This is a genomic window from Blastococcus sp. TML/M2B, from assembly GCF_016612865.1.
Taxonomy (GTDB): Bacteria; Actinomycetota; Actinomycetes; order Mycobacteriales; family Geodermatophilaceae; genus Blastococcus.
The window spans coordinates 587064-603474 of record NZ_JAENZZ010000001.1 but is presented as its reverse complement, the minus strand read 5'-3'; the positions used below and the strand labels follow the sequence as shown (position 1 = coordinate 603474).

At 73.4% G+C, this 16411-nt stretch carries 17 protein-coding genes and 2 pseudogenes; 18 read left to right on the top strand and 1 reads right to left on the bottom strand.

Annotated features, from left to right (window positions below; all coding sequences use genetic code 11):
* The first annotated feature begins 4 nt into the window (after positions 1-4).
* From JKP75_RS02870 to JKP75_RS02795, 18 genes and pseudogenes are all read left to right on the top strand, one after another.
* The gene (locus tag JKP75_RS02870) at positions 5-460 is read left to right on the top strand and encodes a flagellar hook assembly protein FlgD (protein WP_200489266.1); all 456 of its coding nucleotides are present in this window, start codon (positions 5-7) and stop codon (positions 458-460) included.
* Positions 461-496: 36 nt separating this feature from the next.
* On the top strand, positions 497-1738 hold the full coding sequence (locus tag JKP75_RS02865; protein WP_200489267.1) for a flagellar hook protein FlgE: 1242 nt from the start codon (positions 497-499) through the stop codon (positions 1736-1738).
* A 224-nt stretch (positions 1739-1962) separates the two neighbouring features.
* Complete coding sequence (locus tag JKP75_RS02860) at positions 1963-2232, top strand: flagellar FlbD family protein (RefSeq protein WP_309229461.1); 270 nt, start codon at positions 1963-1965, stop codon at positions 2230-2232.
* A gap of 3 nt (positions 2233-2235) precedes the next feature.
* Positions 2236-3006 carry a motility protein A gene (locus JKP75_RS02855; RefSeq protein WP_200489269.1) on the top strand — a complete coding sequence of 257 codons (771 nt, stop codon included), beginning with the start codon at positions 2236-2238 and terminating at the stop codon, positions 3004-3006.
* Positions 3003-3902: a flagellar motor protein MotB gene (locus tag JKP75_RS02850; RefSeq protein ID WP_200489270.1), complete on the top strand. Its 900-nt coding sequence runs from the start codon at positions 3003-3005 to the stop codon at positions 3900-3902. The genes JKP75_RS02855 and JKP75_RS02850 overlap by 4 nt, the downstream gene beginning before the upstream one ends.
* Positions 3899-4357 carry a flagellar basal body-associated protein FliL gene (gene fliL / locus JKP75_RS02845; protein WP_200489271.1) on the top strand — a complete coding sequence of 153 codons (459 nt, stop codon included), beginning with the start codon at positions 3899-3901 and terminating at the stop codon, positions 4355-4357. The genes JKP75_RS02850 and fliL overlap by 4 nt, the downstream gene beginning before the upstream one ends.
* A gap of 199 nt (positions 4358-4556) precedes the next feature.
* On the top strand, positions 4557-5543 hold the full coding sequence (locus JKP75_RS02840) for a flagellar motor switch protein FliM (protein ID WP_309229460.1): 987 nt from the start codon (positions 4557-4559) through the stop codon (positions 5541-5543).
* Positions 5540-6271 carry a flagellar motor switch protein FliN gene (gene fliN / locus JKP75_RS02835; RefSeq protein WP_200489273.1) on the top strand — a complete coding sequence of 244 codons (732 nt, stop codon included), beginning with the start codon at positions 5540-5542 and terminating at the stop codon, positions 6269-6271. The genes JKP75_RS02840 and fliN overlap by 4 nt, the downstream gene beginning before the upstream one ends.
* Positions 6268-6426: pseudogene (locus JKP75_RS24290) on the top strand (flagellar protein flio); the annotation flags it as partial. The gene fliN and the pseudogene JKP75_RS24290, both read left to right, overlap by 4 nt.
* Before the next feature lie 85 nt (positions 6427-6511).
* Positions 6512-6706, top strand: coding sequence for a hypothetical protein (locus tag JKP75_RS20270; protein WP_242472749.1), 195 nt, complete (start codon positions 6512-6514; stop codon positions 6704-6706).
* Between the two features lie 291 nt (positions 6707-6997).
* Positions 6998-7540, top strand: a complete 543-nt coding sequence (gene fliP / locus JKP75_RS20265; protein WP_309229675.1) for a flagellar type III secretion system pore protein FliP — start codon at positions 6998-7000, stop codon at positions 7538-7540.
* Between the two features lie 3 nt (positions 7541-7543).
* A complete protein-coding gene (fliQ, locus tag JKP75_RS02820) occupies positions 7544-7819 on the top strand; it encodes a flagellar biosynthesis protein FliQ (protein ID WP_200489276.1) in 276 nt (91 codons plus the stop codon).
* Positions 7820-7822: 3 nt separating this feature from the next.
* Positions 7823-7924: pseudogene (locus JKP75_RS22390) on the top strand (flagellar biosynthetic protein FliR); the annotation flags it as partial.
* 121 nt (positions 7925-8045) lie between these two features.
* Entirely contained in the window at positions 8046-8588 is a 543-nt protein-coding gene (locus tag JKP75_RS02815; protein ID WP_309229459.1) for a flagellar biosynthetic protein FliR, read from the top strand.
* Positions 8589-8604: 16 nt separating this feature from the next.
* A complete protein-coding gene (locus JKP75_RS02810; protein WP_200489278.1) occupies positions 8605-9756 on the top strand; it encodes a flagellar biosynthesis protein FlhB in 1152 nt (383 codons plus the stop codon).
* 84 nt (positions 9757-9840) lie between these two features.
* On the top strand, positions 9841-11886 hold the full coding sequence (flhA, locus tag JKP75_RS02805) for a flagellar biosynthesis protein FlhA (RefSeq protein ID WP_200489279.1): 2046 nt from the start codon (positions 9841-9843) through the stop codon (positions 11884-11886).
* The gene (locus JKP75_RS02800) at positions 11867-14701 is read left to right on the top strand and encodes a hypothetical protein (RefSeq protein WP_200489280.1); all 2835 of its coding nucleotides are present in this window, start codon (positions 11867-11869) and stop codon (positions 14699-14701) included. The genes flhA and JKP75_RS02800 overlap by 20 nt, the downstream gene beginning before the upstream one ends.
* A complete protein-coding gene (locus JKP75_RS02795) occupies positions 14698-14961 on the top strand; it encodes a hypothetical protein (RefSeq protein ID WP_200489281.1) in 264 nt (87 codons plus the stop codon). The genes JKP75_RS02800 and JKP75_RS02795 overlap by 4 nt, the downstream gene beginning before the upstream one ends.
* 18 nt (positions 14962-14979) lie before the next feature.
* On the opposite strand, the gene JKP75_RS02790 is transcribed toward JKP75_RS02795, so the two are convergent.
* The gene (locus JKP75_RS02790; RefSeq protein ID WP_200492749.1) at positions 14980-16275 is read right to left on the bottom strand and encodes a PhoH family protein; all 1296 of its coding nucleotides are present in this window, start codon (positions 16273-16275) and stop codon (positions 14980-14982) included.
* Between the last annotated feature and the right edge of the window lie 136 nt (positions 16276-16411).

Below are 16411 nucleotides of genomic sequence, written 5' to 3'. Positions count from 1 at the left end.
CCCCATGCCTGACGCAGTCAGCGACACCCCGAGCATCCCCACCACGTACGCGACCACCCAGGTCGACCGCGGCGACCAGATGGGCAAGGACACCTTCCTCAAGCTCCTCGTCGCCCAGATGCGCTACCAGGACCCGTCCAAGCCGGTCGACTCCTCGCAGATGATCGCCCAGACCGCGACCTTCACCCAGGTGGAGAAGCTGGAGCAGATCGCCGCGACCAGCGCCACGGCGCTGATCCTCCAGGAGCACGCCGCCGCGGGCGCCATGGTCGGCCGCCAGGTGACCTACACCGACAGCACCGGCGTCGCGGTCACCGGGCTGGTCAGCTCCGTCCGGCTCGCCTCCGGCGACTCGGAGGCCATCGCGGTCGTCGACGGCCAGCAGGTCCAGGTCGGCCGCATCACCACGATCTCCACCCCCACGCCGAGCTCAGGGACGAGCTCCTCCGCGGCGTCCTGACCCACTTCCCGCACGACTCCCGAGGAGACCCCCCGCATGCTCCGCTCCATGTTCTCCGCCATCTCCGGCCTCAAGGCCCACCAGGCGAAGATGGACGTCACCGGCAACAACATCGCCAACGTCAACACCGTCGGCTTCAAGAGCAGCAGCGCCGTCTTCCAGGACACGCTGTCGCAGGTCGTCCGCGCCGGCGGCGCGCCCGCCGCCGAGCGCGGTGGTACCAACCCGGCGCAGATCGGCCTGGGCGTCAAGCTCGCCGCGATCACCACGAACTGGACCAACGGCGCGGCCCAGTCCACCGGGCGCTCCACCGACTTCATGATCGAGGGCGACGGGTTCTTCGTCACCCAGGGCGCCGGCGGCGAGCAGCTCTACACCCGCGCCGGCTCGCTCTCCTTCGACGCCACCGGCCGGCTGGTCACCCCGGACGGCGGCATCCTGCAGGGCTGGATCGCGGGGGCCGACGGCACGATCAACCCCAACGGCCCGATCGAGGACCTGTCGGTGCCCTACGGCGCGGCCGTGCCGCCCACCGCCACCAGCGCCTCGGTGGTCGAGGGCAACCTCGACTCCGCGGCGGCGACGGGCGCGTTCGTCCAGACCCCGGTGCGCATGTTCGACCAGATGGGCGTCCGGCAGGAGGTCACCTACACCTTCACCAAGACCGCCACGCCGAACACCTGGACCCTGTCGGTGGCCAACGGCGGCACCGCGCTGCCGCTCACCAACGCCGACGGCACCGCCTTCGACGGCACCATCACCTTCGACGTCGACGGCCGGATGTCCGCCCCCGCGGCCGGCATCCGCTTCGAGCCGGGCACCGCCAGCTGGCCCGGCCTGGTCGACGTCGACCTGTCCGGCATCGACCAGTTCGGCGGCAAGAGCGAGGTCGTTCCCACCGACGTCGACGGCTACGCCATGGGCACGCTCCAGGGCTTCTCGCTGTCCAACGACGGCACGATCACGGGCACGTACTCCAACGGGCTGCGGCAGAACCTCGGCCAGCTGGCCATGGCGTCGTTCAACAACCCGAGCGGCCTGGAGAAGGCCGGCAGCTCCTCGTTCCGGGTGGCCCAGAACTCCGGCGAGCCGATGGTCGGCGTCGCCGGGGCCGGTGGCCGCGGCGTGCTCTCCTCCGGCGCGCTGGAGATGTCCAACGTGGACCTCTCCGAGGAGTTCACCAGCCTGATCGTCGCCCAGCGCGGCTTCCAGGCGAACAGCCGCGTGATCACCGCCTCCGACGAGCTCCTCCAGGACCTGGTCAACCTCAAGCGCTGATCCTCGGCGAGATCGCCGGTCTCGCACGCCCTCCGCCCCCGGAGCGTGCGACACCGGCGATCTCGCCGGACACCGGGGCAGGGACCCCCCTCCCGCATCCGGGGCGGGCCGCGCCGGGCGGCTTCGGCTCAAGGAGTCCGCGCGCCGCGCCGATGAACCCCGTGACGATTCCCGCCCCACCGACGAACCAGCACCACCGAGCCAGAGGACCGACCGTGATCCGTGTGAGCCGCCTGAACGGGGACCAGTTCGCGCTGAACCCCGACCTGATCGAGCGGGTCGAGGCGCACCCGGACACCGTCGTGTTCCTGACCGACGGCACCCGCTACGTCGTCACCGAGACCGTGGACGACGTCGTGCGCGACATCCGCGAGTACCGCGCGGAGATCCTCGCCACGAGCTACGAGATGGACCGCGGCGAGTACCGCCCGAGCCGGCCCGAGCTCGCCTCGGGCAACACGGTCGTGCCGTTCCCGGGCACCGAGGAGCGCTGACCCGTGGATCCCGTCACCCTCATCGGCTTCGGCATCTCCATCGTCGCCCTCTTCGTCTTCATGACCCTCGAGGGCGTCGCGCCGATGACGCTGCTCTTCCTGCCCGCGATCGTGCTGGTCATCGTGGCCACCCTCGGCGCGGCCCTGGCCAGCCAGACCATGGCCGACCTCAAGAAGCTGCCGTCCTGGTTCAAGATGGCCGTCCTCCCGGCCAAGGTGCCGGCGCCGACCGAGCAGATCCAGACCCTGGTCACCCTCGCCGAGAAGGCCCGCAAGGAGGGTCTGCTCGCGCTCGAGGCGCAGGTCAAGGCGATCGAGGACCCGTTCCTCCGGCGCGGCCTCCAGATGGGCATCGACGGCACCGACCCGGAGGAGCTGCGCACCGTCCTGGAGAGCGAGATCTCGGCGAAGAAGGCCGAGGACAAGGTCGCCGCGAAGTTCATGAACGCGATGGGCGGCTACGCGCCGACCATCGGCATCCTCGGCTGCATCGTCGGCCTGATGAACGTCATGGGGAACCTGAACAACCCCGAGACGCTGGGCCCGATGGTGTCGGCGGCGTTCATCGCCACCCTGTGGGGCGTCATGGCGGCCAACTTCTGGTTCCTGCCGATGGGCGCCAAGATCATGCGGGTCAGCGAGCTGCAGGCCGCCCAGATGGAGCTGCTCGTCGAGGGCATCGCCGAGATCCAGGCCGGCACCAGCCCGCGCGCGGTCCGCCAGAAGCTCAACGCCCTCATCCCGCCGAGCGAGCTGGCCAAGGCCGCAGCGTGAGTGCCGGGCACGGCGGCCGGCGCCGCACGAAGCACGAGGAGCACGAGGAGCACGAGAACCACGAGCGGTGGCTCGTCTCGGCGTTCGACATGATGACGCTGCTGTTCGTGCTGTTCGTCGTCCTCTTCGCGATGAGCAAGGTGGACGAGGAGAAGTTCGCCGCCCTGGCCAAGGGTCTGGCCGAGTCCTTCGGGCAGCCGGTGAGCGTGATGACCAGCCCCACCCCGGACGGCGCCGTCCTCGACGGGCTGCCGGGCGTCGTCGACATCGCCTCGGCCATCCCGCCGGACACGACCGTGCAGCAGGCGGAGATCGACGCGGCGGCCGCGGCGGCCGCCCTGGAGCGCGCGGCCCGCGTGGCCGCCGAGGCGCAGACCGCCTACGACGAGCTGGCCGCCGCGCGCGAGCAGCTCGAGGCCGCCCTGGCCGAGGCCGGCTACTCCGGCGCGGCGCGGTTCGAGATCGACGAGCGCGGGCTGGTGGTGCACATCGTCGCCGACGCCGTCCTCTTCGACGCCGAGGACGCCGCTCTCCGCCCGGAGGGCGACGCCATCCTGGCCGCCGTCGCCCCCACCCTCACCGGCCTGCCCAACGTGCTGCGCATCGAGGGCCACGCCAACCACCTGCCGGTCACCCGCGGCGGCCCCTGGCCGTCGAACTGGGAGCTGTCGGGCTGGCGGGCCAGCACCGTGCTGCGCGCCCTGGTCGGGGACGGCGTCCCCGAGGACCGCATGTCCGCGGCCGGCTACTCGTCGACGAAGCCGCTCGTGCCCATCTCCGACCCCACGGCGATCAGCGTGAACCGTCGCGTCGACGTCGTCGTCCTGTCCACCGCCTCGGCCGAGGCCAACGCACTGCTGCCGGGCATCGACGCATCCCAGGAGGGGACCCCATGAGCAAGGAACCGAAGCCCGAGACCGACGAGGACGCCCCCAAGGGCAAGAAGAAGCTGTTCCTCATGATCGGCGCAGCCGTGCTGGTCCTGGCCGGCGCCGCCTACTTCTTCCTGTTCTCCGGCGGCAGCGCCGAGGCCGCCGCACCCGAGCACGGCGGGTACACCGCGCTGGAGCCCATCGCGGTGAACCTCTCCGGCGGCGGCTACCTGAAGATCGGGATCACGCTGGACTACACGGCGGCCGCCGCGGGCGGCGGTCACGGAGGCGGCGGCGTCGACGGCGCCAAGGCCTACGACGCGATCATCTCCACGTTCTCCCAGGCCAACCCGGCCGACGTGACCGGTGCCCGCGACGCGCTCAAGGAAGCGCTCGAGCAGAAGATCATCGCGGCGTACACCGAGCACGACGTCCCGATGGTGATGGGCATCTACTACACGGAGTACGTCACCCAGTAGCCCGTCGCGGGCGCCAGGGCAGAAATGGCCATTTCTGCCCTGGCGCGCCCGGCGCGCGCTCCCCCTCGGGGACGACGACGGCCCGGCACCCGCACCCCGGCGCCCCCTCGCGCACCACCCGCCCCACCGCTCCCGTCCGATCGGGAGCGCCCCCGCAGGCCGGTCAGGGTCCCCCCGGTCCCCGCCGATGAGTTCCTGCGTGACCACCCCCGAGACCGGCCCGGCCCCCCGCGCGGGCGGCGCGCAGGCACCGGCTGCGGTCCCGGTCAGCGGCGCCCGCAGCCGCCGGGGCGAGCCCCGCACCTACGACTTCCGCCGCCCCACGAAGCTCTCCCGCGAGCACGTGCGGGTCATGCAGATCGCGCAGGAGGGGTTCGCCCGCCAGGCGACGACGATCCTCACCACGTTCCTGCGCACCGGCGCCCGCTTCGAGCTGGCCGGCGTCGAGCAGTTCTCCTACGACGACTACGTCAAGACGCTGCCCGACCCGGTGTTCATCACGACGTTCACCATCGAGCCGATGGCCGGCAAGGGCATGATCGCCTTCCCGCTGGACATCGCGATGGCGATGGTGGACCACCTGCTCGGCGGCTCCGGTGCCGCCGCCCAGCCGAACCGGCCGATGACGGCGATGGAGACCACCATCACCACGCACCTGCTGGAGCGGCTGCTGGCGGAGTTCGCCACCTCGTTCGGCACCATCACCGAGCTCCAGCCGGCGATGCTGGGATTCGAGTACAACCCGCAGCTGGCGCAGGCCGCCGCCGGGTCCGACACGGTCATGGTCGCCACGTTCGCCATGGCCGTGGGCGCCCGGGAGGGCGAGGCCACCCTGGTGCTGCCGTTCTCCTCGTTCGCGCAGTCGCTGAACAACGCCGCCTCCCCGCAGCTGTCGGAGTCGGCGCTGCGCAAGCGCAAGAAGGCCGCCGAGGCCCTCACCGCCCGCCTCAACCTCGTGCCGGTGGACGTCAGCGTGCGGTTCGCGCCGCTGTCGGTCTCCTCGGCCGACCTGCTCTCCCTCGCCGTCGGCGACGTCGTCCTGCTGCGCCACCCGCGGGACAGCCCGCTCGAGGTCACCACGAACGACACCACGTTCGCCTACGCCATCGCCAGCAACCACCGGAGACGCCGGCTGGCCGCCTCGATCGTCCCCACCCCGCACGCTGCCGTGAAGGACACCGCATGAGCACCGACACCACCCAGGACTCCCAGACCGTCACCGCCGTGGTGGCGGCCGCGGCCCGCGCCGCCGCGTCCCTGGTCCCGGCCAGGACGCAGCTCGTCACGGGCACCCCCGCCAGCGATCCCGACGGCGTGCCGCTCCCCCCGGGTGCGGCGCAGGCGGTCGCTGCCGGCCTCTCGGGCGAGGTCACCGGTGACGTCGTGCTGGTCGTGTCCGCCGACGTCGTCGAGGCGCTGAGCAACTCCCCCGTCGGCCGGATGGACGTCGCCGCCGCGCTGCGCCCGGCCCTCGAGGCGGCCGCGGCCACCCTCGGCCGCGTCCGGGTCGCCTCCGAGCGGCTTGTCGAGCCGGTCGCCGCGCTGGACGGGCTGCGGGACAAGGGCATGTTCGTCGCCGTCCCCCTCCTGGCCGACGGCGAGCACCAGGCGACGTTCGCGCTCCAGGTGGACCTGCCCGCCGCCCGCACGCCGAGCGGCAGCCTGGACCTGCTGCGGCACGTGGCCATGGAGGTCACCGTCGAGATCGGCCGCACCCGGATGACCGTCCAGGAGCTGCTCTCGCTGCACCCGGGCGAGGTCGTCGAGCTCGACCGCGCGGCCAGCGCCCCCGCGGACCTGCTGGTCAACGGCACCCTCATCGCCCGCGGCGAGGTCGTCGTCGTCGACGAGGACTTCGGCCTGCGGATCAGCGAGATCGTGAGCGACGCCGCCGAGCTCGGGGTCAACGCATGACCTGGATGATCCTGCGGCTGATCCTGTCGCTGGGGTTCGTCGCCGCGGTGCTGGTGTTCGCCGCCCGGCTGGCGAAGAAGCGCGGCCTGGGCCAGTCCAGCGGCCTCATCGACGTCGTGGCCCGCCAGCGGATGGGCCGCACGAGCTCGCTCAACGTCGTCCGCATCGCCGACGTCGTCCTGGTCGTCGGCGCGACCGAGGAGCAGGTCACCCCTGCTCGCCGAGCTCGACCCCGAGACCGTGGACGCCGCGCTGCGCGAGCGGAACCCGGTGCGCCTGGCTCCCGCCGGCGAGCCGGCCGCGGACTCCCCCACCGCCACCTCCACCCTGGTCGCCCGGTCCTCGACCGGCCCGCTCGCCGGCTCGGTCCTCGACCGCGACGGCTGGGGCAACCTGGTCCACCAGCTCCGCGAGCGGACGGTCCGCCGGTCATGACCGCCCCGCTCCAGCGGCGGCCCGCAGCACGGTGGCGGGCGACGCTCGTCCTGCTGCTGACGCTGCTGGCCGGGTTCGCGGCGGTGCTCGCCGCCGGGCCCGCCGCCGCGGCGCCCACCGACCCCACCGCTCCGACCGACCCGACCGTGCCCGCCGTCGGCGGGGCCGACGGCGGCGTGGACATCTCGATCGGCGGCGGCTCGGCGAGCACCTCGATCACGCTCATCCTGGCGATCACCGTGCTGTCGGTGGCGCCGTCGGTGCTGCTGCTGGCGACCATCGTTCACGAAGATCATCGTCGTCCTGGGCATCACCCGGAACGCGCTGGGGCTGCCGACCTCGCCGCCCAACCAGGTGCTCACCGGCCTGGCGCTGTTCCTGACCCTGTTCGTGATGGGGCCGGTGCTCGGCGACATCAACGAGGTGGCGATCCAGCCCTACATGGACGGCACCGTGACGGTCTCGCAGGCCTACGAGGCCGGCGTCGTCCCGCTGCGCGAGTTCCTGCTGAGCAACACCCGCGAGGACGAGCTCAAGCTGATGATCGGCCTCTCCGGCGAGGAGGCGCCCGCCGACGCGAGCGCGGTCAGCATGACGACGCTCGTCCCGGCGTTCGTCCTCTCGGAGCTCAAGAGCGCCTTCATCATCGGGCTGGTCGTCTTCATCCCGTTCCTGGTGCTCGACATGCTGGTCAGCGCCTCGCTCATGTCGATGGGCATGATGATGGTGCCGCCCACGATCGTCTCGCTGCCGTTCAAGCTGCTGCTGTTCGTGGTGGTCGACGGCTGGTCGCTGATCACCACGGCCCTCGTCGGCTCGTACGGGGGTGGCTGACCCGTGAGCGACACCGATGTCACCGAGATCGCGCTGGAGACGATGGTGCTGGCGGCCAAGATCGCCGCGCCCATCCTGCTCACGGCGCTGGCCGTCGGCTTCCTGATCTCGCTGTTCCAGGCGGCCACGCAGATCCAGGAAGCGACCCTGTCGTTCGTCCCCAAGATGATCGCCGTGGCCATCGCGCTGCTGCTGACCGGCAACTGGGTCCTCTCCTCGCTGGTGGACTTCACCGAGCACCTGTTCGACCAGCTGCCACGACTGCTCGACCGGACCTGAGCCATGGACCTCTCGGTCCCCGCGGTCACCCTGGTGGCGCTGCTGCTCGGCACCGCCCGGGCAGCCGGCTTCGTGCTGCTGGCGCCGCCGTTCAACTCGCGCACGATCCCCGGGCCGGTCAAGGGCGCGCTGGCGCTGGCGCTGTCGATGCTGCTGTCGACGCAGACTCGCACCGACCCTGCCCGAGCCGACCGCCGGGTTTGTCGTCGTCGCCGCCGTCACCGAGGTGGTCATCGGTGCGGCGCTGGGCTTCGTCGTGCAGCTGCTGTTCACCGCCGTCCAGATGGCCGGCGACCTCATCGACGTGACCGGCGGCTTCTCGCTGCAGCCGGCGTACGACCCGCTGGCGATGACGCAGAACGCCACCATCGGCCGGCTGCACTACCTGCTGGCCACCACGCTGCTGTTCACCAGCGGCGGCCACCTGCTGCTGGTGAAGGGGTTCGCGACCTCCTACGAGGGGATGCCGGTCGGGGGCGAGGTGCCGGTCGACCAGCTCGGCGCGGTGCTCATCCAGGCCGTGTCGATGATGTTCCTGGCCGCGCTGCAGATCGCCGGGCCGATGGTGGCCGTGCTCCTGCTGGCCGACGTCGCGCTCGCCCTGCTCAGCCGCGCCGCCCCCGCGCTCAACATCTTCGCCTTCGGCTTCCCGGTGAAGATCATGCTGACGCTGCTGATGCTGGGCCTCACCTTCCCGCTGCTCCCGCCGGCGCTGGACGCGCTGCTCGAGCACGGCGTGCAGGCCATGACCTCGCTGCGGAGCGGGTGACCCGTGGCGGTGTCCCGTGGCTAAGGACGGTCCCGGCGGTGAGAAGACCGAGAAGCCCACTCCCCAGCGCCTGAAGAAGGCGCGCAAGGAGGGGCAGATCCCGCGCACCCAGGAGCTGGGCACCTGGGCGGGCATGGCGGCGGCCAGCGTGCTGCTGCCGATCATCGCCGGCACCGGCTTCCAGGAGGTCCAGCAGCTGTTCGTGCAGATCAGGCGGGTGGCCGAGCACCCGGAGACGGCGATGATCCCGCCCCTGCTCGGGCACTCCCTGACGGCCTTCATGACGACGGTGCTGCCGCTGGCCCTCGCGCTGATGGTCGTCGGCATCGTCTCCTCGGCGACCCAGGGCGGCATCACCTTCGCCACGAAGGGGATGAAGCCGACGCTGAAGAAGTTCAACCCGATGACCGGCCTGAAGCGCATGTTCGGCACCCAGGGGCTCTGGGAGGTGACCAAGGCGCTGATCAAGACCGTCGCGCTCGCGGTGGTCGTCGTGGTGACCAGCGACCGCGCGCAGACCCTGGTCTCGTCGGCCGGCTCCCTGCCGCTCTCGGCGGTGGTGGACGTGTTCGTCGACTCGGCGATCCTCATGTTCCGCGTGGTCGCGATGACCGGCCTGGTGCTGGCGATCGCCGACTACCTCGTCGTCCGCAAGAAGATGATGAAGCAGCTCAAGATGAGCAAGTACGAGATCACCCAGGAGAACAAGCAGGCCGAGGGCGACCCGCACATGAAGGCCCACCGCCGCGGCGTGCAGATGTCGATGTCGCGGAACCGGATGATGGCCGAGGTCGCCGAGGCCGACGTCCTGCTGGTCAACCCCACCCACGTCGCCGTGGCGCTGAAGTACGAGGCCGCCAAGGGCGCGCCGCGGGTCGTGGCCAAGGGCGCGGGCGAGGTCGCGGCGAAGCTCCGCGAGGTCGCGGCCGAGGCGCGGGTGCCGATGGTGCAGGACATCCCGCTGGCCCGGGCGCTGCACGCCTCCTGCGACCTCGGCCAGGAGGTGCCGCCGCAGCTGTTCACCGCCGTCGCCCGCGTGCTCGCCTTCGTCATGCACCTGGGAGCCCGCGGGGTGCGCGGCGGGCTGCACCGTCCCGGCTTCGAGCCGCCGGACACCACCGACCTGCCCAAGGCCGGCCGCCGCCGCGCCGTCGCGCCCGCCGCCTGACCGCGCGGTACCGGGTGCGCCCGGACCTGCCGATGAAGGGGGCGTGAGCCAGCCCCTGCCGTCCGCGCCCCCGGTGGAGCGCGCGTGAAGGGCATCAGCAAGGCCGCGGTGCCCGTCGGCGTCGTCGCGATCGTGCTCATGCTGGTCGTGCCGATGCCGGCCGCCCTCATGGACCTGCTGATCGGCCTGAACCTGGCGATCGCGCTGCTGGTCCTGCTGGTGGCCATGCAGATCCGGAAGCCGCTGGACTTCGCGGTCTTCCCGTCGCTGCTGCTCATCGCCACGCTGTTCCGGCTGGCCCTCAACGTCTCCTCGACGCGGCTGGTCCTCACCGACGGCTACGCCGGCAAGGTGATCGAGGCCTTCGGGCACATCGTCATCTCCGGCTCGTTGGTCGTCGGCCTGGTGATCTTCGTGATCCTCACCGTGGTCCAGTTCGTGGTCATCACCAACGGCGCCGGCCGCGTGGCCGAGGTCGGCGCCCGCTTCACCCTCGACGCCATGCCGGGCAAGCAGATGGCGATCGACGCCGACCTGAACGCCGGGCTGATCAACGAGTCGCAGGCGCGCAAGCGCCGCCACGAGGTCACCGCCGAGGCCGACTTCTACGGCTCCATGGACGGTGCGTCCAAGTTCGTCAAGGGCGACGCCATCGCCGGCATCATCATCACGCTGGTCAACCTGATCGGCGGGTTCGCGATCGGCATGATGCAGCGGGGCATGGCCCCCGGCGAGGCGGTCTCGACCTACTCGCTGCTGACCGTCGGCGACGGCCTGGTCTCGATGATCCCGGCACTGCTGATGTCGACGGCGACCGGCATCATCGTCACCCGGTCGGCCACCGAGGGCGACATGGGCACCGACCTGATCGCCCAGCTCGGCCGGTTCAAGCAGCCGGTCCGCATCGCCGGCGGCGCCGCTCTCGCGCTGTGCCTCATCCCCGGCCTGCCCAAGCTGCCGTTCCTGCTCGTCGGCGGGCTGTTCCTCCTCGCCGCCGCCCGCATGACCGAGACCCCCGTCGTCGACGAGGACGCCGAGGCCGCGGCGGCCGCCGCCGACGCCGAGCCGCAGCCGGACTCCCCCGAGGCGATCGTCGAGAAGATGCGGGTCGACCCGCTGGAGCTCGAGGTCGCCTACGACCTGGTGGAGCTGGTCGACACCTCCCGCGGCGGCGACCTGCTCGACCGGGTCAAGGCGCTGCGCCGGAAGGTCGCCATGGAGACCGGCCTGGTCATCCCCCTGGTCCGCACCCGCGACAACCTCGACCTGCAGGGCTCGCAGTACGTCATCTGGCTCAACGGCGTCCCGGCTGCCAAGGGCATCTCCCCCGCCGGCACCGTGCTCGCCATCGGCGACAACCTCGACGGGCTGCCCGGCAAGGCGACCCGCGAGCCGGTCTTCGGGCTGGCCGCCAAGTGGGTCCCCCTCGAGCTGCAGCGCGCCGCGGAGATGGCCGGCGCCACCGTCGTCGACCGCTCCTCGGTGATCACCACGCACCTGGCCGAGGTCGTCCGCCAGAACGCCGCGGACCTGCTCGGCCGGGAGGACGTGCGGCTGCTCGTCGAGATGATCCGCCGCACGCACCCCGTCGTCGTCGAGGAACTGACCCCCGCCCTGCTCACCCTGGGAGAGGTGCAACGGGTGTTGCACGCGTTGCTCGAAGAGGGTGTGTCGATCCGGGACCTGGTGCGCATCTTCGAGGCACTCTCGGTGCGTGCGAAGCAGTCGACCGACCTGGACGGGCTGGTCGAGGCCGCGCGCGGCGCACTCGGCTCGGCGATCAGCCACCCGTACGTGACGCCGGACGAGCGCCTGCACGTCTTCACCCTGGATCCGGGCTTCGAGCAGCGGCTCCTCGAGTCGCTGCGGCAGAGCGAGGCCGGCGCCGTCCTCGCCCTCGACGCCGGCGCGGTCGACGCGCTCGTCGTGGGCTGCAGCGGGTTGCTCGAGGAGGCCGAGCGCCAGGGTCTCTCCCCGGTCCTCGTGTGCTCGCCGCAGGTCCGTTCCGCCCTGGCGCGGCTCATGCGCCAGGTCCTGCCCCGCCTCCCGGTCATCTCCTACGCCGAGGTGTCCCGGACGGCTCAGATCGAATCGCTGGGAGTGGTGAGCGGTGCCGTTGCGATCCGTTGAGGCAGCGACGCGGGACGACGCGATCGCGGCCGCGCACGAGCAGTTCGGCCCGGCGGCGCGGGTCGTCGGCGTCCGCCGCATCCGCTCCGGCGGCGTGCTCGGGTTCTTCGCGACCGAGCGCTACGTCGCCGAGGTGGCGCCCGAGCCGGCCGGCCTGCCCGGCCTCCCCGGACTGCCCGTCGCCGCGCCCGCCCGCCCCGCCGGCGCCCTGACCGAGGACCCCGACACCGGCTCGCTGGCCGCCTACGGGTCGCCGCTGGCCGCCGCCGCCCTCGCCACCGCCGCTCCCCCGCGCGCCCGCACCGCCCCGCCGCGCAACGGCGCCGCCGCGTGGGCCGCCGAGGCCGCGCGCACCGGCAACCCCGCACCGCTCGCGCCGGCTCCGCGCGCCACCCCGGCGCCGGTCGGTGCCGGCCGGGTGCCCGGGCTCGCCGACGACCTCCGCGTCGACGAGCTGGCCGGCCTGCTCGGCCTGCCGTCGCAGCCCTCGGCCCCGCGCCCGGCCTGGTCGCCCGCCGACGAGGACGACGAACCGGTGTCCCGGTTCGGCGTGGCCCCCGCCAGCTTCCCGCGCACCACCCGCACCCGCGTGGCCCCGGCCTCGCCGGCCGAGGACGAGCACGACGACGTCGCACCGTCCGTCGTCCCGGCGGCACCGGTGGCCGGTGCGCCCTCGCCGTTCACCGCCGCGCTGGCGCGGATGGTCGCCGGCGACCGGGACGTGCAGCACGCCGTCCGGGAGGCGCTGGAGACCTCGGACGGCGTCCGGTCCGACGCGGAGCGGGACGTCCCGGCGCCCGCGAGCACGAGCACGTCTGCAGAGCTGCCGGTCGCGACCGGCCAGGAGGAGGAAACGGTGGGAGACCAGGTCATCGCGCCGCCCTCTCCGTCGGTCGTCGAGCGGGTCGAGGTCGGTTCCTGGGCGGACGAGCCGTTCGAGCTGCCGTCGTTCGAGACCCCGTCGTTCGAGGCGCCGTCGTTCGAGAGCCCGTCGTTCGAGGTGGAGCCCGTCCTGCCGTCGTTCCTGACCGAGCCGGTCGCCACCGAGTCCGCTGCCGCCGAGCCGGTGTCCCGCGAGGACGCCATCGCCGAGGTGCTGCGCGCCGCGCTGGCCGAGGGGCACTCCGACGACGCCCTCGCCGGCATCCTGCGCAAGGTCGTCGCCGGCGACGCGCCGCAGGACGTGCTGCCCGAGCCGATTGCACCGGTCGAGCAGCCCGTGGTGGAGGAGCCCGTCGCCGAGGCCGAGGAGCCCACCGTCGAGCAGCCCGCGGTCGAGGCCGAAGCCGAGACCGAGGTCGAGGTGCCCGTCGCCGAGCCCGCCGCCGTCCCCGCGTTCCACCTGTTCGGCCCCGCCACCCCCGCCGCGCCGGTGGCCCCGGCCGCTCCGGTGACGTCGCCCCCCGTGCAGCTGTGGGGCGAGGTCGCCGCTCCGGCCACCGCGACCCCCGCACCCGTCGACGCCCTCATGTGGGCCGATGCGCCGCGGACCGCCTCCCCGGCGGCGTCGCTGCCCGGCACGCCGCTCGACGCCCCGCTGCCCGCAACCGAGGCCGTCGAGGTGCCCGCGCTGTTCGGTGCCGCCGAGGAGGTCGCGCCCGCCGTCGAGGAGCTCGCCACCGGGCAGGCCGTCGCCGAGGACTCGGTCGCCGACGAGGCCGTCGCCGAGGACCCCGCCACCTCCCTCGACGTCGAGGTCGCCCCCGTGCTCGCCCGCACCGCCAGCGACCCGGCGCCGCTGACCCCGCCGGCGGCCATGGACGCCACCACCGTCCTGCCGCCCCTGTCGCTCCTGCCCGGGTCGTCGTCGCGTGGCCGGGGCCTCCCGCCGGTGCCGCCGCGCGGTGGCCGCCCGCCGGTGCCGCCGACGCAGGCCCGCGGCGCCGGCGGTCCGTCCGCGACCGCCGCTCCCCCGCGCCCGTCGTCCTCCGCCGGCACGAGCGAGTCGCTCGCCACCGTGACCCGGCTCCCCGTGGCGCCGCTCATGGCGACGCCCGAGACGCCGGAGCTCTCCGAGCTGACCGGCCTGGCCGGCCTCGCCGCCCTCCTCGAGGCCGACGCGCCGGGTCTGCTGGACACCCCGGTGCTGCCGGCCGCCGTGCCGGCCCGCCCGGCCCGGGTCCGCATCGCCCCGCCGCGCACGCCGGCCGAGGTGGTCTCCCGGCTCTCCGCCCTCGGTGTCCCCGACGACCTGCTCGACGCCGCGTTCCTCGCCGATGTCGAGGCCGACGGCACCTACGCCGCGCTCACCCGCGCCCTCGGGAACCGGCTGCCGGAGGCGCCGGAGCTGCCCACCGGTGCCGGGGACGTGCTGTTCGTCGTCGGCCCCGGCATCGAGACGCTGCGCACCGCCCGCTCGCTGGCCGCCACCCTGCGGCTGGACCCCGACCGCGTGCAGTGGGCCAGCCGCGGCGACCTCGCGGGCCTGGCCCCCGAGGCCGCCCGGATGGCCACGATCGACGCCGCGCTGCGCCGCCGGCAGGACGCCGCGACGTCCGGCACGGTGACCGTCGTGGCCGTGGACGCGCCGCTGCGCACCGACGCCTACTGGATGACCCAGATGCTGGCCATCTGGTCGCCGGTCGCGGTGTGGGCGGTCGTCGAGGCCACCCGCAAGCCCGAGGACCTCGAGCACTGGCTCGGCGGCCTGGCCCGCGTGGACGCGCTGGTCGTCCAGGACACCGATCTCTCCGCCGATCCGGCCGCCGTGCTGGACCGCGTGGCCGTGCCGGTCGCCGTCGTCGACGGCGTGCGGGCCACCCCGCACCGCTGGGCCTCGGTCCTCTGCGAGCGCCTGGAGAGCGCGCCGGCATGAGCCCGCTCCGGTGGGACGTGCTGCTGGTCGGCTTCCTGCTGGCCCTGCCGGTGCTCGCGCTGGGCGTGCGCGGGGACTTCACCGCCGAGGAGGTGGCCCTCCGGGTGCCGTGGTGCCTGGCCGCCGGCTGGGCGGCGGTGGCGCTGCTGCGCTGGGCGAGCGCGCCCCCCGCGCCCGCGCGGACGCCCGCCCGCACGTCCGCCCGCACCCCGGCCGACCCCGCGGCTGCGGAGCCGGCCGAGGGCGGACCCGCGGCCTGAGCCCGCGGCCCGCCCGGCTCAGAGCGGCAGGTCCTCCAGCATCTCGGTGACCAGCGCGGCGATCGGCGAGCGCTCCGAGCGGGTCAGCGTGAGGTGCGCGAACAGCGGGTGCCCCTTGAGGTTCTCCACCACCGCGGCGATGCCGTCGTGCCGGCCGACCCGCAGGTTGTCCCGCTGCGCGACGTCGTGGGTGAGGACCACCCGTGAGCCGGCACCCAGCCGGGAGAGCACGGTGAGCAGCACGCCGCGCTCCAGCGACTGCGCCTCGTCGACGATGACGAACGAGTCGTGCAGCGAGCGGCCGCGGATGTGGGTGAGCGGCAGCACCTCGATCAGGCCGCGGTCGGCGATCTCGTCCAGCACCGCGGTGGAGACCAGCGCGCCGAGGGTGTCGTAGACCGCCTGCGCCCAGGGCGACATCTTGTCCCCCTCGGTGCCCGGCAGGTAGCCGAGCTCCTGCCCGCCGACGGCGTAGAGCGGCCGGAAGACGACGACCTTCTTGTGCGCCCGCCGCTCCATCACCGACTCCAGGCCCGCGCACAGCGCCAGCGCCGACTTGCCGGTGCCCGCCCGGCCGCCGAGGGAGACGATGCCGATGTCCGGGTCCAGCAGCAGGTCCAGGGCGACCCGCTGCTCCGCCGAGCGGCCGTGCAGGCCGAACGCCTCGCGGTCGCCGCGCACCAGGCGGACGTGCTTGTCCGGCAGCACCCGGCCCAGCGCCGAGCCGCGGGCGGAGGCCAGCACCAGCCCGGTGTGCGTGGGCAGCTCCGCGGCCGCCGGCACGAACAGCTCGCCGGCCTCGTAGAGCTCCGCCAGTGCGTCGTCCTCGAGGTGGACCTCCGCCATGCCGGTCCACCCCGTGTCGACGGCGTCGTGCACGCGGTACTCGTCGGTGGCCAGCCCGACCGCGGCCGCCTTGACCCGCAGCGGCACGTCCTTGGTGATCAGCCGGACGTCGCGGCCCTCGGCCCGCAGGTTGAGCGCCACGACCATGATCCGGCTGTCGTTGGAGTCGTGCCGGAACCCGGCCGGCAGCACCGCGGGGTCGCTGTGGTTGAGCTCGACGTGCAGCGTGCCGCCCGCATCCCCCACCGGCACCGGGGCGTCGAGCCGCCCGTGCCGCACGCGGAGGTCGTCGAGCATGCGCAGCGACTGGCGGGCGAACCAGCCCAGCTCCGGGTGGTCGCGCTTGTCCTCCAGCTCACCGATGACCACGAGCGGGAGCACCACGTCGGAGTTCCCGAAGCGCAGCAGCGCACCCGGGTCGGATAGCAGGACGGAGGTGTCGAGGACGTACGTGCGGCGAGGATTCACGTGTCGGCTCCCGGAGGGCGCTGCGCGCGCCCCTGCTCGAAGGTGGCCGGGCCCCGGCTCGGAGGCCGGGTGCCGGCCTCCCTGGTCGACGAGTTCGTCAGCACCATCCGGGCCTCCCGTGAGCGGCACGGGCAGT

Coding starts and splice junctions, on each gene's coding strand:
- JKP75_RS02870 (WP_200489266.1), top strand. CDS start 5: ATGCCTGACGCAGTCAGCGACACCCCGAGCATCCCCACCACGTACGCG.
- JKP75_RS02865 (WP_200489267.1), top strand. CDS start 497: ATGCTCCGCTCCATGTTCTCCGCCATCTCCGGCCTCAAGGCCCACCAG.
- fliL (WP_200489271.1), top strand. CDS start 3,899: ATGAGCAAGGAACCGAAGCCCGAGACCGACGAGGACGCCCCCAAGGGC.
- fliN (WP_200489273.1), top strand. CDS start 5,540: ATGAGCACCGACACCACCCAGGACTCCCAGACCGTCACCGCCGTGGTG.
- JKP75_RS02795 (WP_200489281.1), top strand. CDS start 14,698: ATGAGCCCGCTCCGGTGGGACGTGCTGCTGGTCGGCTTCCTGCTGGCC.